The 21,549-nt window shown below is 49.2% G+C and carries 26 protein-coding genes and 1 pseudogene; 6 read left to right on the top strand and 21 right to left on the bottom strand.

Annotated features, from left to right (window positions below):
* Nucleotides 1–104 precede the first annotated feature (104 nt).
* Complete coding sequence (cax, locus tag I8U21_RS00600) at nucleotides 105–1,169, top strand: calcium/proton exchanger (RefSeq protein ID WP_181731105.1); 1,065 nt, start codon at nucleotides 105–107, stop codon at nucleotides 1,167–1,169.
* Nucleotides 1,170–1,215: 46 nt separating this feature from the next.
* On the opposite strand, the gene I8U21_RS00595 is transcribed toward cax, so the two are convergent.
* Both I8U21_RS00595 and glsA read right to left on the bottom strand, forming a co-directional pair.
* Nucleotides 1,216–1,530 carry an Fpa/YlaN family protein gene (locus I8U21_RS00595; protein WP_181731106.1) on the bottom strand — a complete coding sequence of 105 codons (315 nt, stop codon included), beginning with the start codon at nucleotides 1,528–1,530 and terminating at the stop codon, nucleotides 1,216–1,218.
* A 104-nt stretch (nucleotides 1,531–1,634) separates the two neighbouring features.
* Nucleotides 1,635–2,546, bottom strand: coding sequence for a glutaminase A (gene glsA / locus I8U21_RS00590; RefSeq protein WP_181731107.1), 912 nt, complete (start codon nucleotides 2,544–2,546; stop codon nucleotides 1,635–1,637).
* Between the two features lie 130 nt (nucleotides 2,547–2,676).
* Here glsA and I8U21_RS00585 point away from each other — a divergent pair, with 130 nt between their 5' ends.
* Nucleotides 2,677–3,045 carry a hypothetical protein gene (locus I8U21_RS00585; RefSeq protein WP_181731108.1) on the top strand — a complete coding sequence of 123 codons (369 nt, stop codon included), beginning with the start codon at nucleotides 2,677–2,679 and terminating at the stop codon, nucleotides 3,043–3,045.
* A 143-nt stretch (nucleotides 3,046–3,188) separates the two neighbouring features.
* Here the strand turns inward: I8U21_RS00585 and I8U21_RS00580 are convergent, their stop codons facing one another.
* The 4 genes from I8U21_RS00580 to I8U21_RS00565 form a co-directional block, all read right to left on the bottom strand.
* Complete coding sequence (locus I8U21_RS00580; protein ID WP_181731109.1) at nucleotides 3,189–3,668, bottom strand: PaaI family thioesterase; 480 nt, start codon at nucleotides 3,666–3,668, stop codon at nucleotides 3,189–3,191.
* A gap of 92 nt (nucleotides 3,669–3,760) precedes the next feature.
* A complete protein-coding gene (locus I8U21_RS00575; RefSeq protein WP_181731110.1) occupies nucleotides 3,761–4,804 on the bottom strand; it encodes a M42 family metallopeptidase in 1,044 nt (347 codons plus the stop codon).
* Nucleotides 4,805–4,897: 93 nt separating this feature from the next.
* Entirely contained in the window at nucleotides 4,898–5,380 is a 483-nt protein-coding gene (locus tag I8U21_RS00570; protein WP_181731111.1) for a PTS sugar transporter subunit IIA, read from the bottom strand.
* A 30-nt stretch (nucleotides 5,381–5,410) separates the two neighbouring features.
* The gene (locus I8U21_RS00565; RefSeq protein ID WP_181731112.1) at nucleotides 5,411–6,526 is read right to left on the bottom strand and encodes an aminopeptidase; all 1,116 of its coding nucleotides are present in this window, start codon (nucleotides 6,524–6,526) and stop codon (nucleotides 5,411–5,413) included.
* A gap of 184 nt (nucleotides 6,527–6,710) precedes the next feature.
* Here I8U21_RS00565 and I8U21_RS00560 point away from each other — a divergent pair, with 184 nt between their 5' ends.
* Nucleotides 6,711–7,214: a GAF domain-containing protein gene (locus I8U21_RS00560; RefSeq protein ID WP_181731113.1), complete on the top strand. Its 504-nt coding sequence runs from the start codon at nucleotides 6,711–6,713 to the stop codon at nucleotides 7,212–7,214.
* 47 nt (nucleotides 7,215–7,261) lie between these two features.
* Here the strand turns inward: I8U21_RS00560 and I8U21_RS00555 are convergent, their stop codons facing one another.
* From I8U21_RS00555 to I8U21_RS00500, 14 genes and pseudogenes are all read right to left on the bottom strand, one after another.
* Nucleotides 7,262–7,987 carry an amino acid ABC transporter ATP-binding protein gene (locus tag I8U21_RS00555; RefSeq protein ID WP_181731114.1) on the bottom strand — a complete coding sequence of 242 codons (726 nt, stop codon included), beginning with the start codon at nucleotides 7,985–7,987 and terminating at the stop codon, nucleotides 7,262–7,264.
* On the bottom strand, nucleotides 7,984–8,643 hold the full coding sequence (locus I8U21_RS00550) for an amino acid ABC transporter permease (RefSeq protein ID WP_370527006.1): 660 nt from the start codon (nucleotides 8,641–8,643) through the stop codon (nucleotides 7,984–7,986). Before I8U21_RS00550 ends, I8U21_RS00555 begins: the two co-directional genes overlap by 4 nt.
* Nucleotides 8,644–8,682: 39 nt before the next feature.
* The gene (locus I8U21_RS00545; protein WP_198053185.1) at nucleotides 8,683–9,438 is read right to left on the bottom strand and encodes an ABC transporter substrate-binding protein; all 756 of its coding nucleotides are present in this window, start codon (nucleotides 9,436–9,438) and stop codon (nucleotides 8,683–8,685) included.
* A gap of 212 nt (nucleotides 9,439–9,650) precedes the next feature.
* Nucleotides 9,651–10,175, bottom strand: a complete 525-nt coding sequence (locus I8U21_RS00540) for a hypothetical protein (protein ID WP_181731115.1) — start codon at nucleotides 10,173–10,175, stop codon at nucleotides 9,651–9,653.
* Nucleotides 10,176–10,249: 74 nt separating this feature from the next.
* Complete coding sequence (locus I8U21_RS00535; RefSeq protein ID WP_181731116.1) at nucleotides 10,250–10,675, bottom strand: NUDIX hydrolase; 426 nt, start codon at nucleotides 10,673–10,675, stop codon at nucleotides 10,250–10,252.
* Nucleotides 10,676–10,687: 12 nt separating this feature from the next.
* Nucleotides 10,688–11,182, bottom strand: a complete 495-nt coding sequence (locus tag I8U21_RS00530; protein ID WP_181731117.1) for a PaaI family thioesterase — start codon at nucleotides 11,180–11,182, stop codon at nucleotides 10,688–10,690.
* 80 nt (nucleotides 11,183–11,262) lie between these two features.
* Nucleotides 11,263–12,030, bottom strand: coding sequence for a 3-hydroxybutyrate dehydrogenase (locus I8U21_RS00525; protein ID WP_181731118.1), 768 nt, complete (start codon nucleotides 12,028–12,030; stop codon nucleotides 11,263–11,265).
* A 25-nt stretch (nucleotides 12,031–12,055) separates the two neighbouring features.
* Nucleotides 12,056–12,658: a GntP family permease gene (locus I8U21_RS00520; protein ID WP_198053035.1), complete on the bottom strand. Its 603-nt coding sequence runs from the start codon at nucleotides 12,656–12,658 to the stop codon at nucleotides 12,056–12,058.
* Between the two features lie 53 nt (nucleotides 12,659–12,711).
* Nucleotides 12,712–13,509, bottom strand: coding sequence for a sigma 54-interacting transcriptional regulator (locus I8U21_RS14865; protein ID WP_232337416.1), 798 nt, complete (start codon nucleotides 13,507–13,509; stop codon nucleotides 12,712–12,714).
* A 48-nt stretch (nucleotides 13,510–13,557) separates the two neighbouring features.
* A complete protein-coding gene (locus I8U21_RS14860) occupies nucleotides 13,558–13,884 on the bottom strand; it encodes a hypothetical protein (RefSeq protein WP_232333869.1) in 327 nt (108 codons plus the stop codon).
* A 49-nt stretch (nucleotides 13,885–13,933) separates the two neighbouring features.
* Nucleotides 13,934–14,026 (bottom strand): annotated as a pseudogene (locus tag I8U21_RS14855) (PAS domain-containing protein); the annotation flags it as partial.
* 100 nt (nucleotides 14,027–14,126) lie between these two features.
* The gene (locus tag I8U21_RS00510) at nucleotides 14,127–14,723 is read right to left on the bottom strand and encodes a histidine phosphatase family protein (RefSeq protein ID WP_181731119.1); all 597 of its coding nucleotides are present in this window, start codon (nucleotides 14,721–14,723) and stop codon (nucleotides 14,127–14,129) included.
* Between the two features lie 69 nt (nucleotides 14,724–14,792).
* Nucleotides 14,793–15,524 (bottom strand): hypothetical protein, encoded by a 732-nt coding sequence (locus I8U21_RS00505; protein WP_181731120.1) that lies wholly within the window; start codon nucleotides 15,522–15,524, stop codon nucleotides 14,793–14,795.
* A 217-nt stretch (nucleotides 15,525–15,741) separates the two neighbouring features.
* A complete protein-coding gene (locus I8U21_RS00500; RefSeq protein ID WP_181731121.1) occupies nucleotides 15,742–16,050 on the bottom strand; it encodes a hypothetical protein in 309 nt (102 codons plus the stop codon).
* 177 nt (nucleotides 16,051–16,227) lie between these two features.
* Between I8U21_RS00500 and trmB the strand changes: the two genes are divergently transcribed.
* Both trmB and rpsD read left to right on the top strand, forming a co-directional pair.
* A complete protein-coding gene (gene trmB / locus I8U21_RS00495; protein WP_181731122.1) occupies nucleotides 16,228–16,881 on the top strand; it encodes a tRNA (guanosine(46)-N7)-methyltransferase TrmB in 654 nt (217 codons plus the stop codon).
* A gap of 266 nt (nucleotides 16,882–17,147) precedes the next feature.
* On the top strand, nucleotides 17,148–17,750 hold the full coding sequence (rpsD, locus tag I8U21_RS00490; protein WP_037995641.1) for a 30S ribosomal protein S4: 603 nt from the start codon (nucleotides 17,148–17,150) through the stop codon (nucleotides 17,748–17,750).
* Nucleotides 17,751–17,836: 86 nt separating this feature from the next.
* Here the strand turns inward: rpsD and ppsA are convergent, their stop codons facing one another.
* Nucleotides 17,837–20,458 (bottom strand): phosphoenolpyruvate synthase, encoded by a 2,622-nt coding sequence (gene ppsA / locus I8U21_RS00485; RefSeq protein ID WP_181731123.1) that lies wholly within the window; start codon nucleotides 20,456–20,458, stop codon nucleotides 17,837–17,839.
* Between the two features lie 683 nt (nucleotides 20,459–21,141).
* Between ppsA and I8U21_RS00480 the strand changes: the two genes are divergently transcribed.
* A complete protein-coding gene (locus I8U21_RS00480) occupies nucleotides 21,142–21,549 on the top strand; it encodes an NUDIX hydrolase (protein ID WP_181731124.1) in 408 nt (135 codons plus the stop codon).

Genomic DNA, 21,549 nt, shown 5'->3' with positions numbered 1-21,549 from the left:
TACAGATACTTTGATAGGATTTGACATTTTTTTGCGTTTCCGTATGACAAAATGTTTTTTTGTTCAACATAAACCACATCTGATGGAATGAGGGGTGCGCAGGATTGAATAACAAATGGTTTTATCCTTTATTGATTCTTTCCACCTTGCTCAGTGCAGGGGCCCACTACTTTCTGGACCACCAATTCATCCAATTTGTCGCGGCTTCATTCTCTCTTTTGCTGTGGGCTGCGTTGTTGGGAAAAGCAACGGAAAATGTGGCCCATTATGCCGGGGAACGGTTGGGGGGGCTGTTAAATGCCACCTTCGGCAATGCGGCTGAATTGATCATCGCCATTTTTCTGGTGAAAGAGGGATACTTCGACATGGTCAAAGCAAGCATCACCGGTTCGGTGATCGGAAACTTGCTGTTGGTGCTGGGACTGAGTGTCCTTTTCGGAGGGATGAAACATAAAACCCAGCGCTTTAATGCCGAACTTGCCGGCCACAATGCATCCCTGATGATGCTTTCCGTGATCGCCTTGTTTATCCCGGCCGCCTTTATCCAATCGCTCGGGGAGCCGGAGGTCGGAATCATCAGCATGATCATTGCTTTCTTCCTGATTATCGGCTATTTTTTGTGGCTTTATTTCTCTCTTGTCACGCACAAAGACGAATTGGGGGACACCGTGAACGGTCTGCCGGACCGGGAAGAAGAAAAAGAGGAACCGGTTTGGTCCGGGAAAATTTCCCTCCTCATTCTTTTCATTTCCACGGTTTTTGTGGCAATTCAAAGCGAATGGCTTGTACACAGCGTCGAAGCCGTCGCTCACACCCTCGGCTGGTCCCAGTTGTTCGTCGGCGCTTTTCTGATTGCGATCATCGGAAATGCGGCCGAACACAGCGCCGCCATCCTTCTGGCCATGAAAAACCGGATGGGAGCCGCCGTGGAAATTGCCATCGGAAGCAGCCTGCAAATCAGTCTCTTTGTGGCCCCCGTCTTAATCTTTGTCAGCCGGTTGTTTCAAAAACCCATGGACATTCTCTTCACTTATCATGAAATTGCAGCCATTGCCGTCTCTGCATTGATCACCGCATCCATTTCCCGGGACGGGGCGACCAACTGGTATGAAGGGGTTTTGTTGCTGATCGTCTATTTTATTCTGGGCGCGGTCTTTTTTGTATCCTGAATCCCAAAAGAAAAAAGACTCCTCTTTTTCAAAGGAGTCTGTTCATCTATGACATATTATCATTAGACTTAGGCAAAACCTTGGAATAAAAATCAGCTAATTTCCGTTCCAGATCATGAATGATTTGTTGTCCTTGCTCTTTTTCAATTAATCCTGCCCGGACGGCAAAATCGATTTCCCTGGATAAACCAAACATTTGTGTATCTAAAACTTCCTCATACAAAGGACATTTTGGCAAGGTGAGATTATCAAGCTGTACGGAAATAAGTTGAGCGATTTTATCTGCATCTTCTCTGAGTAATTGCAAAGCCTTGAAACTCAAATCGGTCTGTGTTGGTATGGTCAAAGCAAACCCCTCCATCGACCGCCGTCATTGCAATTGGGTTGCTTAAAACGGCCCGTTTTCCCTGCGTTAAAGTTAGTGTATCATGACCCCCTCCGTTTGTAAAATACCGAATCCCGTTATTAGAAAATACTTAAATCCAATTCCCTCGAAAGATCTTCCAATAATGCAACCCCCCCGATGCTGTTTCCCTTTTCGTTCAGGGCCGGGCCGAACACTCCGATTCCCATCTCCATCGGCACGGAAGCCAGAATGCCTCCCGAGACCCCGCTTTTTGCCGGAATTCCCACTTTGATGGCAAACTCCCCGGACTCATTGTACATGCCGCATGTCACCATAAAGGTTTTCGCCATCCGGGAAACATAAACCGGAATCACCATCCGGTTGTCAAAAGTTTGTCCGTAGCGGGCCAGGCATAATCCGATTTTGGCAAGGTCTTCACAGGTTACCTGGATTGAGCATTGAAGCAGATATGCTTCCAATGTTTCCTCCACCCGGTCGATCAGATTGAGTTCTTTCAACAAGTGGGCCAGTGCCCGGTTCCTGTGCGCCGTTTCATATTCGGAACGAAAAACTTCTTCATCCACTTCAATCTCTTTGCTTCCTGTCATTTCCTCGATCAACCGGATGATCCGCCCCGCCTTTTCCCGTGCCGTTCTCCCTTTGATCAGGGAGGTCACCACCAACGCCCCGGCATTGATCATCGGATTTAACGGCTTTTTCCACTTCATCATTTCCATATTGTATATGGAATTAAAAGGATCGCCGGTGGGCTCCATTCCCACTTTGGAAAAAACTTTGCGGTCCCCGTTGTCCATCACCGCCAGCATCAAGGCAATCACCTTGGAAATGCTTTGCAGCGTGAAGCGTTTCGGAAACCGTCCGGCCTGATACACTTTTTGATCCTTGGTGACAACGGTGATCCCCAACTGGGACGGATCCTGTTCAGCCAATACGGGAATATATTCGGCACACTTGCCATATCGGGTTGTGGGCAAATGTTTTTCAATCAAACGCTCCAGTAATTTTTGCATTTCGGCTTCCTTCTTTCCGAAGTTTCTTTTATGGATTATGATGTCCGATTCGGGATTTGTTATTTTATTGTTTGCTCTTTCTTCGATATAATGAAAACGTTATAAAATTCATTTCGTTTGGGTGATCATAATGAATTCCGTCATTCAGGTAACCGGAGATGTAAAATATACCATTCATTTGGATCCGACCATTTGGATTTTTGATGAGCGCCGTTTCCCTCTGGAGGAGCGTCTGGACGGAGTGAGCGGTCTGGCTGTGGAATTGGCTCCGTTTCTGGCCAATGCCGAACCTTCCGAGAAAGCAACCAAGTTGATTTGTCGTCGCCGTCAGGGCGAAGATGTTGTCATTTCCATGGAAGAAGCCAAAAAAGCTTATCTGTGTTTTGCCAAAGACAACAAACCGATCCGGGAAGGAGGCCCGGCGCTGCTGTATTTGGCAGACGGCAGCAACAAGGATCAGCCGGTCGATTATTTGACACATCTAGAAGTGGCAGAATGACCCGCCTGCTTGGAAAACGAACGAGGGTGCCGGTAACAGGCCCCCTCGTTCTTCTGTTTTCTCACCGGAAATGGCGGTATGTCTCCTTCCAATCTCCGCCATCGTCCATTCCCTCTTCCGTTCCGCCCAAAGCCGTTGCTTTCTCATTTTCGAATCATGAAAAAAGTTCCCGACGCATGCGTGATCAATTGATTTTTCTCATTCCTGATCTCACAAGTGGCGGTTGCCAAATGGCTTCCCATCTTCAGCAGTTTGGCTCTGGAAATGAGCCGATCGCCCGTTCCCGGCGACAAATAATTGATTTTCATTTCGGCCGTCACGGCTCCCCGGTATTGATCCGGCATCCGCCGGTTGATCAATGATCCCATCGTTGAATCGGCCAGTGCAGCCGTGATGCCCCCGTGGACAATGCCGGCTTTATTCAACATGAACGGAGTGATCGGAATGGAAAACTGATACTCATCCTCCCCGATGAATTCACCCTTCAGTCCCATAAAACCGGACAAATAGGCACTGTTGCGATCCCTTCTTTGCTGGATGGCCTGTACAGCCAAGGATAAAATTTCCCTTTCCTCATCGTTGCCGTCCCGGAGAATGCTGTCCAGTTCCTTTCTGAGATCCACTTTTTCTCTCTCCTTTTCTTGCCAAAATGATCCCGTATCAAAAAACAAGCCGTCTGGTGAAAACCGCACGGCCTGAGTTTCACAAACCCGGTTTACGCCATGTTTGAAAGCAAATAATGATACAAAAGCAGATACGTGTTTTCCAAGGCATCCCGATGCGTCCGTTCATAAGCATGAGAAGCATCCACCCCCGGGCCGATCAAAGCGTGCTTCACATCATACCCTGCCCGGACCGCGGCACTGGCATCGGAAGCATAATGCGGATAAATGTCCACATGATAAGCAATGTGATGCTCCTCGGCCAACCGGATCAAATGATTGGTCAACCCGTAATGATAAGGACCCGAACCGTCTTTGGCGCAAATGGACACGCTAAATTCATCCGATGCCTGCCCTTCCCCGGTCGCTCCCATGTCAACCGACACATATTCGCAAACAGGAACCGGGATCCCGGCATTCGCCCCAAAACCCACTTCTTCAAAATTGCTGAAATAAAAATAGGTGGTGTAAGGCAGTTTCGCCCCGGATTCTTGCAAGTGGTTTAAAAGCTCCAGCATGACGGCCACACTGGCTTTGTCATCCAGGTGGCGGGCTTTGACAAAGCCGGTATCCGTTTGGACAACGGACGGGTCAAATGAAACAAAGTCCCCTACCCGGATTCCAAGCGCCTCAATCTCTTCCCGGGAGCCGGCCCGCACATCCAGCCGGACTTCCATGTTTTCATCGGAGCGTTCTTGTTTTTCGGCATCATGATACACATGAACCGACGTATGGGAAGCGAGGATGGTTCCGGTAAACACCTCACCTTTTCTCGTCTCCACAAAGCAATAAGCCCCGTCCACGGAAAACCAGCCGAACCCGCCGATTTTGCTCAATTTTAAACGCCCGTCTTCCTTGATTTCTTTCACCATGGCGCCCAACGTGTCCACATGAGCCGTCACAAACCGGTGTTTGGTGTCGTTTTCTCCCTTGATGGTGACAAGCACCCCTCCTTTGTTGGTGAACACCGGCTGCAGTCCCGCCTTGGTCAACCGGCGGCCGACATATTGAATCGCATGCTCGGTATGGCCGGAAGGACTTTGAATTTGCATCAATTCCACCAGAGTGTTTAAAACTTGTTCTTCCGGAAAATTCATGATTCATTCCCCCTTCAGCTTTTAGAAAAAAGAGGCCCCCTTCCATCTGATTATATGAGAAGGAAGCCTCTTCCTCTTGGCCGCTGATTCTCTTTATTTTTTTTCTACGCTTGCAACATGAGTTTCTCCTGCTTTTAAATCTTCTTGTTCTTTAAATTCGATCTTCCATTCAGCCGATTGAGGAAAAACCACCGGCGAAACCGGCGACTTTCCTTTCTCCTTCAAGAAATCCACATCCACCTTCAGCAATTTTTGCCCGACTTTGACCGAATCGCCTTCACTGACAAAGGTTTCAAATCCCTCGCCGTTCAACTCCACGGTGTCAATACCGATGTGGACCAGAATTTCCAGGTCATCCGCTGTTTTTAAACCGATGGCATGCTTCGTCGGGAAAAGATGAATCACTATTCCGTCGACCGGAGACACCACTTCCCCGCCGGCCGGATCCACCGCAAATCCTTCCCCCATCATTCCTTGGGAAAAAACCTGGTCCGGCACTTCTTCCAATGATACAAACCGTCCGTTCATCGGGGAATAAACTTCAATGCTTTTCTTTTTTTTCTTCCAAAAAAACATGTTTTTGCCCCTCTCTTTGATCCATTTTGTTTATTTTAGATTTTCCGGATTGAGCGGAATCAAATCGTCCACTACAAAGAGCCCGTCTTTGCGGATCAGTTCGCCGTCAAAATAAATTTCTCCGCCGCCGTACTCCGGCCGTTGAATCAAAACAAGATCCCAGTGAATGGCCGAGCGGTTGCCGTTATCTGCTTCATCGTAAGCCCGTCCCGGCGTAAAATGGAAACTTCCGTTGATTTTTTCGTCAAACAAGGTATCCTTCATCGGATGATGGATATGCGGATTCAAACCCAAACTCCATTCCCCGACATAGCGGGCTCCTTCATCGGTGTCCAAAATTTGGTTTAACCGCTCGGTGTCATTGGCGGTGGCTTTCACAATTTTTCCGTCTTTGAGTTCAAAGGAGATGTTTTCAAAAGTGACTCCCTGGTACACCGACGGGGTGTTGAACGTAATCACGCCATTGATGGAGTCGCGGACCGGAGCCGTAAACACTTCCCCGTCGGGAATGTTCATTTCCCCTGCACATTTGACCACCGGAATTCCTTTGATGGAGAAGGTAAGATCCGTTCCCGGCCCCACAATCCGCACTTCATCCGTTTGTTCCATGCGTTTCACCAGCGGATCCATGGCTTTGGACATTTGTTCATAATCCACATTGCACACACGAAAATAGTAATCCTCAAAAGCCTCCGTACTCATGTTGGCCAGCTGGGCCATGGACGCGTTGGGATAACGGAGAACCACCCATTTCGTGTGTTTCACCCGTTGCTCGCTATGTACCCGGTGATTGAACAGGCTCATGTACAATCGCATTTTTTCTTCGGGAACATCACTCAGTTCACTCACGTTGTCATTGCCCCGGATCCCGATGTAACAATCCATGGATTTCATCTGTTCCAACGCATGATATGTTAACGTTTCCATATGTTCTTCAGAAGTTCCCATCAAAAGCGCACGGGTGATCATCTGGTCGTTGAGCTGCACGTACGGATGCCCGCCCGCTTTATAAACCTCTTCGATCAATGCACGGGCCAGTTCCCGTTCTTTGCCGAATACATCGATCAGAACTTTTTCCCCCGGCTTAACTTTGCAGGAATGGTTCACCAAAATTTCCGCCAATTTCAAAACACGTGAATCACGCATTTCTTCATCCCCTTTATGGTTCAATGTCACTGTGTTGCATCTGTTTCTTGTCATTTTTATATTCTAACACTTCTTTGCCATGAGCGTACAACCTTTTCATCCCCGCCGGTCCGGTGTACAATGGAAACCATACTTGCGAAAACATGAAATCAACCGGTCTGACCGGAGAAACGGAGGGCTTTCCATGTTTGCTTTTGAAGAGGTAAAGGGAGACAAAACCACTCGTTATGCATCCATGCAACAACAACTGTCCGCCCTGTTGGAAGGCGAAACCTTCTGGCTTTCGAATTTATCCAATGCCGCCTCACATTTGTTTCATTCCTTGCCCGACATCAACTGGGCCGGTTTTTACCTGATGAAAGACGGCGAATTGGCTTTGGGGCCTTTCATGGGCAAACCGGCTTGTGTCCGGATCCCCGTCGGCAAAGGCGTGTGCGGAACCGCCATCAAAGAGGAGCGGCCGCAACTGGTGAAAAACGTCTTGGAGTTTCCCGGACATATCGCATGTGATGCCGACAGCCGTTCCGAAATCGTCATCCCTTTGTCCGTTAACGGAAAAATCATCGGCGTTTTGGATATTGACAGCCCGAAGGAAGCCCGTTTTGATGAGGAAGATCTGGCCCAGCTGGAAAAGTATGCCGACATCTTGATCCAAAAGACGGACTGGAGTCCGCTCTTTAATAACTGAAAAAACCCCGGGGTTGTCTCCAACCCGGGGTTTTCAAACCTTCCCGTTCAATTGTAAACCTGGCTTAAAAACTGCCGGGTCCTTTCTTCTTTCGGAGATTCGAAAATTTGTTCCGGCGGCCCCGACTCCACAATCACCCCTTGATCCAGGAACATCACCTGATCAGCTACTTCACGGGCAAATCCCATTTCATGGGTGACAATCACCATCGTCATCCCGTCTTGTGCCAGTTCTTTCATCACGGTCAACACTTCCCCCACCAATTCGGGATCCAGGGCGGAAGTCGGTTCATCAAAAAGCATGACTTTCGGCTGCATCGCCAAGGCCCGCGCAATCGCCACCCGCTGCTTTTGTCCGCCGGATAAAGCATAAGGATAGACATGGGCCTTTTCGCGCAGCCCGACTTTGTCCAACATTTTCAGTCCTAAATGCCGTGCCTCTTCTTTAGGGATTTTTTTCACATGAACCGGGGCCTCCATCAGATTCTGAAGAACCGTCAGATGCGGGAACAGATGAAAATGCTGAAAAACCATACCGACTTCTTGGCGAATCCGGTTCAGATTCTTTTTTTCCGGCTGCATTTTTTTGCCCTGCAACCAAATTTCGCCGCCGTCCGGTTTCTCCAAAAAATTCAGACAACGAAGCAATGTGCTCTTTCCCGAACCACTGGCCCCGATGAAGACAACCACCTCGCTTTCTTCCACTTTAAAATTGACATCCTTCAACACCTGCACCCCTTCAAACGACTTGTGCAACTTTTTCACCTGAATCAAGCGCGGACACTCCTTTGTTCCACATCCAAATGCTTTTCCACCCACTGCAGCAGAAAGGTAAAAATCAAAACCAACGCCAAATAATAAAACCCGTTAACCAAATACGTCTCAAACTGCTTAAAATTATCCGCCGCCGCTCCCAACGCCGTGGCCCACAACTCGGTTCCGCCGATATAAGCCACCAGGGAAGAATCTTTCAATCCGATGATAAACTGATTCCCCAAGGAAGGAATGGAACGGCGAAAAGCCTGCGGCAAAATGATGAGGCGCATGGCCATCGGATAGGTCATGCCAAGGGAACGGGCCGCTTCCATCTGGCCTTTGTCGATGGATTGAATCGCCCCACGGAAAATTTCCGCAATATAAGCTCCGGCATGGATGGCCAGCGCATATACCCCGGCCGTGAACGAATCCAACACCACCAGTTGCGCCAAACCGAAGTAAATGGCAAAAATCTGCACAATCAGCGGCGTCCCGCGAATCACCGTGATATAAACCGTTGCAATTCCGTTTAAAACGGCATTGCGGGAAATTTTGAAAAACGCAAACACCAATCCAATCGCCGTTCCCAAAAGCAAGGACCAAAACGTTAACTGAACGGTTTGCCAAGCGGCTTTGGTAAAGCCGGCAAACGTCATTTGGAAAATTTCCATGATCTCCATGTTTCTGTTGAAAGTCACCCCTTGATCTCTTTTTTATTCATTTTCCAGAAGATTCCGATTAAAATACTTGTGACTGATCCGGTCATACGTCCCGTCCCGGATGATCTTTTCAAGTGCCTGATTTAACTTTTGCCGCAATTCTTTATCCCCTTTGTGCACGGCAATGGCCATCTCGTCTTGCGTCAGCGGCTCACCGACATCTTTGATCGGGAAATTCATCCGGTTCATCGCAAACAATCCGACGGCCTGATCGGTAATGACGGCATCCAGCCGCCCGGTCGGCAAATCCTGCAAAGCGGTGATATCGCTGGTGTATTCCACAAGATCGGAACTGTAGCCGGACGCCACCTCTTTAAAAGTGGGCGCCTTCATCACCCCGATGGTTTTGCCTTTCAAATCATCCGCCGATCGAATGGACGTGTTCTCTGCGGACACAAAAATCTGCGCGCCCGAACGGTAATAAGGGATCGTAAAATCAACGGCTTGTTTTCGCTTCTCGGTAATCCCCATGCTGCCGATGATGGCATCATATTTTCTCATTTGCAAACCGGCGATAATGGTTTCCCAAGGCGTGGCGACCGGATTGGCTTTCAAGCCCATTTCTTTGGCCAATGCTTTGCCGATCTCCACATCAAATCCGGTCAATTCCCCTCCCCGCCGGGTGTCATGATAATTAAACGGTTTATACAGACCGCTCATTGCAAAAGTAAACGTTCCTTCTTCCAGAGTGAACCGGCCTGCGGGGCGGTCCGGCACACATGCGGTTACAAACAGAAAACAAAAAAACATGCCCAAAACAGAAAACCAACGGAAACGAATCACTAAAACCTCCTTTTTTCAATACAACAAATAAAAAATCCAAACCTTGTTCCCGATATGCGTTATGTATTTCCCGTTTAATTGCATTTTTAAACCATAAAACTTTATATATATAAGGTAAGATTTCATAAAATCCAATAAAAAAGCCACCCACAGGGTGGCTGCAAGTTTCCGGGAACGGTTCAAGAGGATTCAATCAAACTGCTTGTATCCACTTTCCATATTCCCTGTTCATTTTTCACCATTTGAAACCGGCTGGCATCTTCGCCCATCAGCGGATATTCCACGTAACCCGTATGGTCATCGACTTGGACAAACTTCACTTTTGTCACCCCGGTCAACACCCGTTTCATGCTGTTCACCTTTTGCATCAGTTTCTGGTGGTCCCCGGGCTTTCTATTGACCGACAACAATTCCTCCATCTCTTCATCATGGTTCAAAACGGCATGGAGATACAGCTTGGCCGCAACAATGGGATCAATCTGTTTCAAATCTTCCACCGGTTTGCTCTGATACTGTTCATAAATCTTTTGTTCATCTTCCCGGAGTTCAAGCAGGTGGGTTTCCTCCAACATCACCACTTTCTTTTCGTTTCCAACCACCGTGCCCGTTCCCATTTCCGGCTGATCCCCGCATCCTGCCAACAACACGCCACAAACACCACAGAACACACAAAAAATGGCCAAACGAAAATTGACACGAAGCATGTCCGTTTCCTCCCGTCCCAAAAAAATCCCCCGGTTTCACAACCAGAGGACCTCTCTGTTCTTGTTGCAAAGAATTAAAGACCTCGAAAATCGGTGTAAATCCGATAGGCCCGGCGGATCTCTTCTTTCATCCATTCCGGATATTCTCCCTCGTCCAGTTCGTCCAGATGAACCCAACGGTAAAGGTCGTGCTCTGCACTTAACATCAGATCTCCCACGGGTTGGTCACAGGCAAATTTAATAATGATCAAATGCTTTTCTTCCTGGATCTCATCGTATATATAGGCCGGTGCCACCACTTTCACTTCCAAACCGGTTTCTTCCTTCACTTCCCGGGCCAACGCATCCATGATCGGTTCACACGGCTCCAAACCGCCTCCCGGAAAGTCCCAACCGTGAGTATCTTTGGCCAGGCGTTCTTCCAGCGACTTGCGCAAAATGAGCACTTGGCCTTCATGAAAAAGAATCGCTTTTGCCACGATTTTGTAAGGTTTTGTCATAAAAATCCCCGCCTACTTCAAACGGAAAAAGGTTGAGGAAGCTGTGGCAATCATCTTTTCCCGCTCATCAAACACTTTGGTTTCCAAAATAATGGTCGTTTTTCCCTTTTTGATCACTTGCGTTTCGGAAGTCAGCCAGCCTTCCTGGCCCGGTGCCAAAAAATGAACGTTCAAGTCCAGGGTCACGACCCGGGCATCTTTTCCTTCCATTTGGAAAATGGTGGATCCCATGGCCGTGTCAATAAATGTGGCGGTAATACCGCCATGCAAAATTTTGTAGCGGTTTTTCAATTCATCCGTGATACACATGCGGTGAATGTACGCATTTTTCTGTTCATCGTAGCCCATGGCTTGAAAGTTCATGACTTCCTCAATATATGCCAGCGGGCTGACCCTTGTGCGTTTCAAGGCTTGAACCAGTTTATGTATGGTTTCAATTTCACCGGGATTTAAATCCTGCAATTCTTGGTATAAAGTTTCTAACGTCATCGTTGCTCCTCGGTTCATTTCTTGATTTCTTCTATTATCTTAACGAAACCACCCGCAGGACGCAAGAAGCCCCGCCTGTTTCAGACGGGGCAATTTTGTTACCATCCGCCCGATACGGAAATGGTTTCTCCGGTCACCGCCCCGGCCAAATCCGAAGCGAGATAAACCGCACAAGCAGCCACTTCTTCCGGACGGATAAATCGTTTGACGGACTGTTTGTTCAACAAATGTTTCATCAAGGCCTCCTGTTTGGTGATCCCTTCTTCCGCGGCCAATTTCGCCAGTTGATTTTGCACCAGCGGGGTATCCACCGCACCGGGCATGATCGCATTGGCGGTAATGCCGTAATCGGCGGCTTCCAACGCAACCGTTTTGGTCAGGCCCACCAATCCGTGTTTGGCTGAAATATAGGCCGCTTTAAAGGGGGAAGCGGTTTTCCCGTGTACGGACGAAATATTGATAATCCGCCCGTACTTCTGTTTTTTCATCACCGGCAACACATGCTTGATCAACAAAAACGGCCCGGTCAACATCACATCCAGCAAATGGTTCCACTTTTCGAGCGGGAAATGCTCCACCGGATCAATATGTTGCAAGCCGGCATTATTGACAATCACATCAATGCGGCCCCGTTCATCCATAAGCCGCTTGGTATTTTCCATGATTTGCTCTTCGCTGGTCACATCCACCGCATAACCTTTGGCCGATCCGGCCGTTTCATTTTGGATGTGTTCCGCCACCGATTCCGCCGCTTCTTTCTTTACATCCCAGACCGCCACAAAGTCTCTTTCCCCGGCAAACGCCCGGGCAATGGCCTGCCCGATCGTTCCGGCAGCACCTGTAACAATCACCGTTCTTTCCGCCATCTGATATCCTCCTCTTGAAAAATGTTTAAACCATCCCCGTCGCGATGGTCAACAAAATCAAACACGGAACAACCAACGTCTTGATCACCGTGATCGCAAAAATGTCCGGATACGCTTCCCGGTGCGTCAATCCGCAGATCGCCAGAAGGGTGATGACCGCCCCGTTATGGGGCAACGTGTCCATGCCGCCGGCCGACATGGAAGCGATCCGGTGCAACACCTCAGGATCCAGCCCGATGCTTACGGCCAGCTCCAGATACTTTTGCCCCATGATGTCGAGGGCAATGCTCATGCCGCCGGATGCGGATCCGGTGATGCCGGCCAAAATGTTGATGGACAATGCCTCGGAAAAAAGGGGATTCACATCCATCGACAACAGGGCACGGGTAATCGATTGAAACCCCGGCAAGCCGGCAATCACATTTCCAAACCCCACTTCCGAGGCCGTATTCATGATCGCCAAAAGCGATCCGGACACCCCGGCCGTCAGGGATTGCCGGAAGTCCGGCTTTTTAAAACCCCACGCTTTCCCGGCTCTTTTTTGCGTCACCCAGGTAATCAGGATTCCCGCCAAAATCCCGAGGGTCAATGAAAGAACCAGCGCCCAGACCCCCAGAACCTGATCCACCTCAATTCCTCCGTATGCTTCCAAGACCTTTTCTGAATACCAATCCGGCAAGATCAGGTAAGTAAACGCGCCGTTTCCGGCCAACACCAAAAGAAGCGGGAGCAAAAGAGCCAAAAATCCGGCAATTGGGACTCGTCGCGGGGTGGACCGGATTCGTTGACCGACGAAGTCAAATTCTCTTTATCATTTTGAATCAGCCGGCTTTTGCGAAAGTTCAACCACGCGATTCCCGCCAGAAAAATGATCAAGCTGCCCAATGTGCCGAGAACGGGCGCGGCAAACGCATCCGTTTTCAATTCCCGGACGTTTCCGGGCCAGTCATAATTCAACAGGCATCCCATGGCTTCCGGCGTGATCCGGTTTGTGTAAATCCCCAGCTCCGCCGATAATTCCTTGAGCAGGATCTGTGCCAGTTCCGGGATATCTTCTTTCCACTTGCGCAACGGGGGAATTTGCAAGGAAATCACATGGAGCCTGTAAAATAAATCCAACCGGAACCGCTTTTCCATGACCATCTCCTCCAAATCCCGGTTGCTGGCCGCCAACACCCGGACATTGACCGGAACCGGATGAGCCGCTCCCACCGGCTCCACCTCTTTTTCCTGTAACACGCGCAACAGTTTTGCCTGCATGGTGAGAGGAAGCTCCCCGATTTCATCCAAAAAAATCGTGCCTCCCTCCGCGAGGAGAAACTTTCCCTTTCTGCCTCCCGGGGAAGCCCCGGTAAACGCCCCCTCTTCATACCCGAACAAAATCGACTCCATCAAGCTTTCCGGAATGGCGGCACAATTGACTTTAATAAACGGCTTTTTCCGTCTCGGGCTTTCATAGTGGATGGCATGGGCAAACATTTCTTTTCCGGTTCCGCTTTCGCCCCCGATGAAAACCGTGGAATCACTTCAAGCCACTTTCCGCGCCATTTCCTTCACCCGGAGCATGGCTTCGCTTTTTCCCGCAATGTCATCAAAACGGTATCGAATTCCCAATTTTTTGAAATATTCTCCCCTGTAATAGTCCAATTCTTTGCTCAACTGCATGACCCGGCGGGACAAGGCGTGCAATTCATTCACATCTTGAAACAAAACTTTGCCAACTGCAGATACCACCCGGTTGTTTTTGCGGATGGGAATGCGATGAACCAACATGTCTCCGCCGCGGATCCGTTGGACTTGCGCCAGCTCCGGCCGGCCGGTGCGGACGACAATTGTGCATCCGTGTGTTTTCAATCACTTCGGTCACATGCCGCCCGATGACTTCCCGGGCATCCACTTGCAAAAATTTGGCATATGTGTCATTCAGCATGACGATGTTCCCGTCGGAATCCACCAGAACAATCCCCTCATAAGCGCTCTCAAAAGCCGCTTCCATCAGCTGCTGCCTTTCCCGCAACCGGAAAAGCTCCTTTCTGAGCTCTTGAACATCGTTGCATTCTGCTTCCACAGCCGGACAACCTCCATTACGGATAATCTCATTGAAGATGCGGCACTTCATTATAACTTTCCACCGTCCACCGGCCGTTTTGGCGATAAATCAGCCGGGTCAAGCTGGTATTTTTCAATTTTTCTCTTCGCGGACCGTATTCCCCGCCGGTAACCAGATGCAAAAACATATGGATGCACAAACCATGGGCCACAATGGCAATTTGCCCTCCAAAATGTTTCCTGGCCAATTCCTCGCATTTTTCCAAAAACCGTTTTTGCATGGCTTTTATGGTTTCCACACCGTATTTTCCCCCGTTTAAAGACACTTCTTTCCAGTCGGGATATTTCCGTTTCACTTCCTCATCCATCAACCCTTCCCACTCACCAAAATTTCTTTCCCTGAATTCCGGAAAAACCGTGACCGGCAACCGGTGCGGTTTGGCCACCAGTTGTGCCGTCTCTTTGGCGCGGGACAGGTCACTGGCATAAATGGCACTGAACGTTTCGTTCTTCAGATAGCCGGCCAGCTTGGCTGCCTGATCCCTGCCCAAATCACTCAACGGGACATCCCGTTGCCCTTGCTTGCGAAATTCCCGGTTCCACAAGGTTTCCCCGTGACGAATCAAAAGAATTTTGGTCTCCATCGCTCTTCCTCCCGTCGAATCAGTGCCCAATCCCTCTTCATTCCATGCCCCGGCCGCGGGGTGCGGGGTTCAGGGCCGGAACGCACGGGCATCAAAACGGCGGACCATATTTTCTTCTGCCCGGTCCCCTTTCAGCACAACCGCAAAAGCCCAGTCGGAATGATTTTCATTCAAAGGCACCAAATAAGGATAAATTTCATTTTCTTTGATTCCCTTTAAATCTTTCCGGAAAATCGTCCAACGCCGCCCCTTTTCATTCTCAACCGTCAAATACAAATCATCATCCTGCTTATAGGCACGTGCATACCATCCGGCTTCTTTCTGCAGGATATACCGGTTGCCGGTTACTAACAAAACCGGTTTCACCGGCTTGTTGATCCGGTATCCCTTGTCGATCGTTTCCTGTACGATTTCCAGATATTCCACCATCTCATCGCCGTCTTTGGAATGCATTTTGCTTTCCAGCTTGCTTTTTTCCGGCAAATAAAGGGTTTGGACACACCGGCCGCTGTCCAAATGGTAAAAATCCATCCGGAACACTTGTTTTTCCTTTATGTAACTCAAGACGGACAAATACCGGCCATCATCACTTCCGCCGTAAATATAGGGCTGATTTTGCAAGTAAGTTTGCACACCCGTATCCAAAAGCAAATCTTTGATTTTTGGAACCTCTTGATACAATTTTTCATCAAAACCCCAGCGATCCGTGGAGTCTTGTTGCATTCCGAAGAAAAACCCCTGGCAAGCCACACAGGCAAAAGCCGTGAAAACCATCAAGAGCGGAAAGATTCTTTTTGACACATCAACACCCCGAACCAGTCCGAAAAATCATCCATCCTTGTTCCCATTGTATGGCAAAATCAAACGGACAGACCACCGGCCCCATGCCAGCCAAGCGTCGCTTTGACTAGCACGGAACCGGCTTTAATCTTAGCATATTAAATGTTTTTATTTATATCAACAAAATCCGGGCCGGAAGGGCGCCCCTTCACCGGCCCGGAAAAACGGCTCTTTCTTGTTACACGATGCTGACTTGTCTGGAGGAAACGACAATCGGCCGGGGCACCCCTTGAACGCAAGCAACCAAGGTGGCGTCTCCCCATCGGTTCACATCGGCGACATAAACGTAGGTGGGATAACGGAATACATCACGAACCACCACACGGATCACCTGACCGACATATTGGCGCAACGTTTGCGGAGCCACGAAAGGCTGTTGTTGCGGGGGTTGCTGCTGACCGGGGCGACCCGGCCTGCCCGGGGGTTCAGGACGTCTTTGCTCGATATACCCTTCCGTTCCCATCCATCCATACGGATAATAATACATCCATCCTTCTCCCTTCCATTAAAGATCTATTTTCTATCTATTCCAATCCTTACCGCTTCGTTTATGTATACACCCAGCAGGGAAAAACCGGGCGTCCACAAGCAGGAAACCCTTTGTTTTCCCGCTCGTCAATCGTTATAATAGAAAGGAATTTTAAATGGAGGATCAGAGAGAACCATGCGACTGAGAAGAAATCCAGAAGCACCGAAAATTCTATCCAATCACCCAATGGTTTTCCGGGTCACGGATGAAAACAAAAATGAGTGGCAAGGCAAGTGGCGTTCGCGCTTTCCACATCCCGACAATCCCCTTTACGTGGAACTCGGGACCGGAAAAGGCCAATTTTTAGCCAAAGCTTCCACCCGATATCCCGATATCAACTGGATCGGTGTCGAAAAAATTCAGGAGCCTTTGTTAAAAGCCGTCCGCAAAGGAGAAGAAACCGAAAACCAAAACCTTCATTACATCTGGATGGATGTGGAATGGTTAAACGAAGTCTTCGGCGATGGGGAGATCAACCGCCTGTATCTTCACTTCAGCGATCCATGGCCGAAAAAACGGCATGCCAAAAGGCGCCTGACACACCATCGTTTTTTGGAACGTTACCGGAAAGTGTTGGCACCCGGCGGTGACTTGATTTTAAAAACCGACAGTGTCAGCCTGTTCGATTTTTCATTGGAGGAATTTGCCGAACACAGATGGGAAACAATCGAAATGACGCGGGATCTGCACAACAGCCCCTTTCAGGCGGACAACATCACCACCGAATACGAAGAAAAATTTCTCTCCCGCGGCCTGCCGATCCACTACGTCCGTGTCAAACCCGTCTGATCGTCCCGTTCCTCCATTTTCCCTTCTGTTATTGACTTTTGCATGGAACCGGCTATAATAATTCCTTGTATGGCTCAAAGTTCCTGAAAAAGGGTTTTGAGGATAGCAAGCAAACGATAGGTGAAGGGATCACCCTCACTGATTCGCCTCACCGGGAACCGGTGGGTATCCGGCTTTTCGCCGCTATCCGGAAAGTGCGGGTAATTCGCGAATCAGCACCCTGTCATTTGCGAAAAACCAGCAAATGATGAAAGGAGCCAAAAAGTATGGCACGTTACACAGGACCTACTTGGAAATTAAGCCGTCGTCTGGGAATTTCTCTTTCCGGAACCGGAAAAGAGTTGGCAAAACGCCCGTACGCTCCCGGACAACACGGCCCGAACCAACGCAGAAAACTTTCCGAATACGGAATGCAATTGCAGGAAAAACAAAAACTCCGTTTGATGTACGGCGTTAATGAAAAGCAATTCCGTAACCTGTTCAAACGCGCAGGGAAAATGAAAGGGGTCCACGGGGAAAACTTCATGAAGCTGTTGGAATCCCGTTTGGACAACCTCGTGTATCGTCTCGGACTTGCCCGTACCCGTGCACAAGCACGCCAATTGGTGGTACACGGCCACATCCTGGTTAACGGGAAAAAAGTGGACCGTCCTTCTTACCAAGTCAAACCGGGCGATGTCATCGGCGTACGCGAAAAAAGCCGCAACCTGCAAATCATCAAAGAAGCTTTGGAAGAACGTCAATACCTTCCGGAATATCTCACCTTTGATGAAAACAAAATGGAAGGGACCTACACCCGTCTTCCGGAGCGCTCGGAATTGCCGTCTGAGATTAACGAGACCATGATCGTCGAGTTCTACTCCCGTTAATCCGGCAAAAAAGCAGATGCAACGAAGAAAAACCCTGAAAACCTGGATCCAGGTTTTCAGGGTTTTTTGTTTTTTCCTTTTCCAGCTCACTCCAAAATTTCGATATAACCCTCCGTGCCATTCACCCGGATCCTTTGTCCGTCCTTGATCCGCCTGGTTGCATTCTCCACCCCGACCACAGCCGGCAGGCCGTATTCCCGGGCAATGACAGCGCCATGGGTCATCAACCCTCCCACTTCGGTCACCAATCCTTTCACCGGGATAAAAAAGGGAGTCCAACCGGGGTCGGTAAATCTGGTCACCAAAATATCCCCGTCTTCCGGCACCGCGTCCTCCATATTCAAAAGGACACGGGCCCGTCCCTCAACAATACCGGAAGAAACCGGCAGCCCCAAAATTACGTTGTCCGGGAGGTTTTCCCGTCGGTACCGGCCTTGGATGATTTCGCCATCGGAAGTGATCACACGCGGAGGGAACAGTTTTTCATTGAAACGGTATTCTCTCTTTCGTCGGCGGATGATGCGTTCATCCAGCCTGCCGGTGCACACCGCTTCACAAAATTCATCAAAAGTGAGGTAAAAAACTTCTTCTTTATCCCGCAAAATTCCCTTTTGCACAAGCTGTTCCGCTTCTTTCAGCAAAGACTGCTTATAGATAAAGTAGCGTTGAATGATACAGTACTTGGGATATTCCCTGAAGCCGGCGAGGCTTCTCAGCCGCCGGATCATCCGCTTGGTTTCCCTTGCTTTTCGCTCGCCATCCGGCAATGCTTTCAACCGTTGCAACAATTCCTTCTCTTTTTTCAATGCTTTTTGCTTCCCTTGCTCAAACTTGCGTCTGCCGGCACCGGGTTCAAAACTTTCAACATAGTGAAGCAGAAGTGGAATCAGTGTGACGGGCTTTTCGCTCCAACGGGTCCGGGTGATATCTATTTCTCCGGGACAACGCATTCCATGCTTTTGAAGAAAAGCATCGATTTTGGCACGGGCTTCTTTGCCGCCCTCCAGCCGGACCATGTCATCCAAAAAAGAATCCTTTTTCACCCGTTGCAAATAATCCACAACTTGCGGATAGGGGCGGATCGCATCGGCCACCTCCAAAAGTTCCATCCCCATTTCCGATGTGATGTTGTTCGGCACCGATTGGGTCAATTGGTCAGCCGCGTGTTTTTCCCCCAGCCACTGTTCCATCTTTTCATTGATCCACATCGCAGCATCCATCGCCGCCTGAATCACATCGATATGGGCAGATAACTCCTTCCTCATCCGCTTCAGATCATGCCGGATGTAATCAAACAACGCCGGCCCGGATTTCGTCCGGATCTCTTGTTTACACTTTTCGACGGATGCCTGAGCCGTTCTCATTCGTTCCAAAACGACAGACGGATCGCTTTCAATGGAGACCGGATCAGGCGGAGACGGCAGCGCTTGGCGTCCCGGTCCGGGATCACGGCCTTTGCTTTCCGGAAATGACCGGATAAAATCCTCAAAATCCTCCCGTTTGATAATGGTCATCAGCGCGTCTTTGATCAGCGGATCGTTTTGTCCGAGGGATTGAAGCAACTGATTTCGGCTTTCAGGCGAAGCCAGCATCGGCGTGACATCGACAAACAACCTTCCTCCCGCTGTCCGCATGGTCGCGGGCGTCGTTAACAAGAAAAAGGACAATCCCAATGGTTTCATGGCATCTGTCATCATCTGTTGATGCCCGACCGACACATAGACGCGTTTTCCCCGGGTTTCCCCCTGCTTTGGAACAGGAAACAAAGTAGTGACGGGGCGGCTCTGAACGATATAAAAGGAACCGTCGGCCAAACACCATTCAATGTCTTGGGGACATCCGAAATGCGCTTCCAACTTCCTGCCGGTTTGTTCCAGCTCCAACACCTGCTTTTCTGAAAGGACGGGACGGTTTTGCTTCTCCGGCGGGATCCCCTTTTTCTCCGTCCCTCCTTCTTTCCTTGCATAAACTGCCGACTTTTTGATGGCAATCCGCTTCTCCGTGATTTTTCCTTCCCGCACTTTGTAGCTGTCGCCGGAAATTTCACCGGATACCAAGGCCTCCCCCAATCCGAAGCACGCATCCACCGCCAGCACCTTGCGGTTGGAAGTGACGGGATCAGCGGTGAACATGACACCGGAGGCATCAGGAAAAACCATCTTTTGAATCACAACAGCCGGCAAAACCTCCCGATGATCCCATCCGTTTTTCATGCGGTAAATCACAGCCCGATCCGTAAACAAGGAAGCCCAGCATTCTTTCACCGACCGGAAAACTTCCCGGGCTCCCATGACATGGAGCCGGGAAGCCAGCTGGCCCGCAAAAGAATGATCAGGCGAATCCTCGGCCGTTGCGCTGGAACGAACAGCATAAGCTTCTTCCCTTCCAAGCTTTTCAAGCTGGCGGTCCACCGCGTTTACCACTTCCCGGGGAAGGGGGGACGCCATGATCACTTTCCGGATTTTCCCGCTGATTTCCCCCGTTTGTTCAAGGTCCTCATCTTTCAGCCGGGTAAGCCGCTCCAACAGCGTATGAAAGGTTTCATTTGATGCCAAGGCCTTTTGAAATGCGGCTGTGGTCACACAAAACCCTTCCGGCACGTGAATACCTTCAATCTTGGACAACTCTCCCAAATGATATCCTTTTCCCCCGACAAGTCTGTGATGCGTTGGTTGGATTTCCTGAAACTCAAGGACATACGGATTCATCTCTTTCCTCCTCCCGACGGCGTCACCGGAAGCGGATGGCCCGTGACATCCGGACTCCATCCAACCTCCCGGACACGATCTCACTGGAACATGATGCACCATTTCCCCCCGAAAAAACAGTCTGATATTCTTTTTTCCGCCGTTGTATAATAGAAGTGGGAGGAAGATGTCCGTCTCAGGGAAGAGGGATCCCTGACGTTTTTGGAACAACATTTCGCCGGCGGTTTGAAATTGTGAATCCATTCCTTTATCTTTTAACCGGTTGTCCCCCTGCTTCCACGGTTTGAATTCTTTTAAATCACGAACAAATATTAAGAATAATCAAAAATTTTTAATCTGCAAACCCGTGACCGCAAGCGGCATTCCCCGCTCCTGTTTGCTTCCGCACGACTTCCCGGCCCCTTTTCTTTTCAAATATTCCGGGCTTTTCACTATTTCAAGGATCCCCGGGCGCCCTCGCAACCGCCCCTCGGAAAACCCGCACCCGTAGCAAAATTCAAGCATAAAATATACCGATTTTAATCATATTTTTGTATTACTTTATACCAATATATATGTTAATCTTTTCTAATTTTTGTTAAAATATATATAAAGGAACCAATCATCCTCTGATTATATCCCCTCTGTTTTTTGCAAGTCTTTTCACCACCTGACCTCATTTTAATTAGGTGAGGTGAATTATGATGGCACCTCCGAAATTTTCGTTGTATTCCCGTGTTTTGGTCTTTAACTTTCACTCACAGCTTTTGCTCGTCAAACACCCGAAACGCGGTTGGGAGATTCCCGGCGGACGGGTGAGAGAAAAAGAATCCATTCGCTTGGCCGCCATTCGCGAAGTGAAGCAAAAAGCGGGGATGAACATCAAACTGATCAAATACTGCGGAGTTTTTCAGGACTTACGTTCACATAAATGCGAATTGTTATTTATCGGCAAACCCATCAGCGGACGGATTGTGGTCGGGGAAGAAGTTGATGACGCCGCTTATTTCCCTGTCGACACGGCCATGAGAATGATCAGCCAACGCATTGTCAAACAACAGATCATGTACTGTCTTCATGAAAAAAGACATCCATTCATCGTCGAATATTAA

The organism is Thermoactinomyces sp. CICC 23799, from assembly GCF_016055145.1.
Lineage (GTDB): Bacteria > Bacillota > Bacilli > Thermoactinomycetales > Thermoactinomycetaceae > Thermoactinomyces > Thermoactinomyces intermedius.
This window is presented reverse-complemented; position numbering and strand designations above follow the sequence as displayed.

Coding starts and splice junctions, on each gene's coding strand:
- I8U21_RS00595 (WP_181731106.1), bottom strand. CDS start 1,530: ATGGAGGGGTTTGCTTTGACCATACCAACACAGACCGATTTGAGTTTC.
- glsA (WP_181731107.1), bottom strand. CDS start 2,546: ATGCAAAAATTACTGGAGCGTTTGATTGAAAAACATTTGCCCACAACC.
- I8U21_RS00585 (WP_181731108.1), top strand. CDS start 2,677: ATGAATTCCGTCATTCAGGTAACCGGAGATGTAAAATATACCATTCAT.
- I8U21_RS00575 (WP_181731110.1), bottom strand. CDS start 4,804: ATGAATTTTCCGGAAGAACAAGTTTTAAACACTCTGGTGGAATTGATG.
- I8U21_RS00570 (WP_181731111.1), bottom strand. CDS start 5,380: ATGTTTTTTTGGAAGAAAAAAAAGAAAAGCATTGAAGTTTATTCCCCG.
- I8U21_RS00565 (WP_181731112.1), bottom strand. CDS start 6,526: ATGCGTGATTCACGTGTTTTGAAATTGGCGGAAATTTTGGTGAACCAT.
- I8U21_RS00560 (WP_181731113.1), top strand. CDS start 6,711: ATGTTTGCTTTTGAAGAGGTAAAGGGAGACAAAACCACTCGTTATGCA.
- I8U21_RS00545 (WP_198053185.1), bottom strand. CDS start 9,438: ATGTTTTTTTGTTTTCTGTTTGTAACCGCATGTGTGCCGGACCGCCCC.
- I8U21_RS00540 (WP_181731115.1), bottom strand. CDS start 10,175: ATGCTTCGTGTCAATTTTCGTTTGGCCATTTTTTGTGTGTTCTGTGGT.
- I8U21_RS00535 (WP_181731116.1), bottom strand. CDS start 10,675: ATGACAAAACCTTACAAAATCGTGGCAAAAGCGATTCTTTTTCATGAA.
- I8U21_RS00530 (WP_181731117.1), bottom strand. CDS start 11,182: ATGAACCGAGGAGCAACGATGACGTTAGAAACTTTATACCAAGAATTG.
- I8U21_RS00525 (WP_181731118.1), bottom strand. CDS start 12,030: ATGGCGGAAAGAACGGTGATTGTTACAGGTGCTGCCGGAACGATCGGG.
- I8U21_RS14865 (WP_232337416.1), bottom strand. CDS start 13,509: ATGTTTGCCCATGCCATCCACTATGAAAGCCCGAGACGGAAAAAGCCG.
- I8U21_RS00510 (WP_181731119.1), bottom strand. CDS start 14,723: ATGGAGACCAAAATTCTTTTGATTCGTCACGGGGAAACCTTGTGGAAC.
- I8U21_RS00500 (WP_181731121.1), bottom strand. CDS start 16,050: ATGTATTATTATCCGTATGGATGGATGGGAACGGAAGGGTATATCGAG.
- trmB (WP_181731122.1), top strand. CDS start 16,228: ATGCGACTGAGAAGAAATCCAGAAGCACCGAAAATTCTATCCAATCAC.
- rpsD (WP_037995641.1), top strand. CDS start 17,148: ATGGCACGTTACACAGGACCTACTTGGAAATTAAGCCGTCGTCTGGGA.
- ppsA (WP_181731123.1), bottom strand. CDS start 20,458: ATGAATCCGTATGTCCTTGAGTTTCAGGAAATCCAACCAACGCATCAC.
- I8U21_RS00480 (WP_181731124.1), top strand. CDS start 21,142: ATGGCACCTCCGAAATTTTCGTTGTATTCCCGTGTTTTGGTCTTTAAC.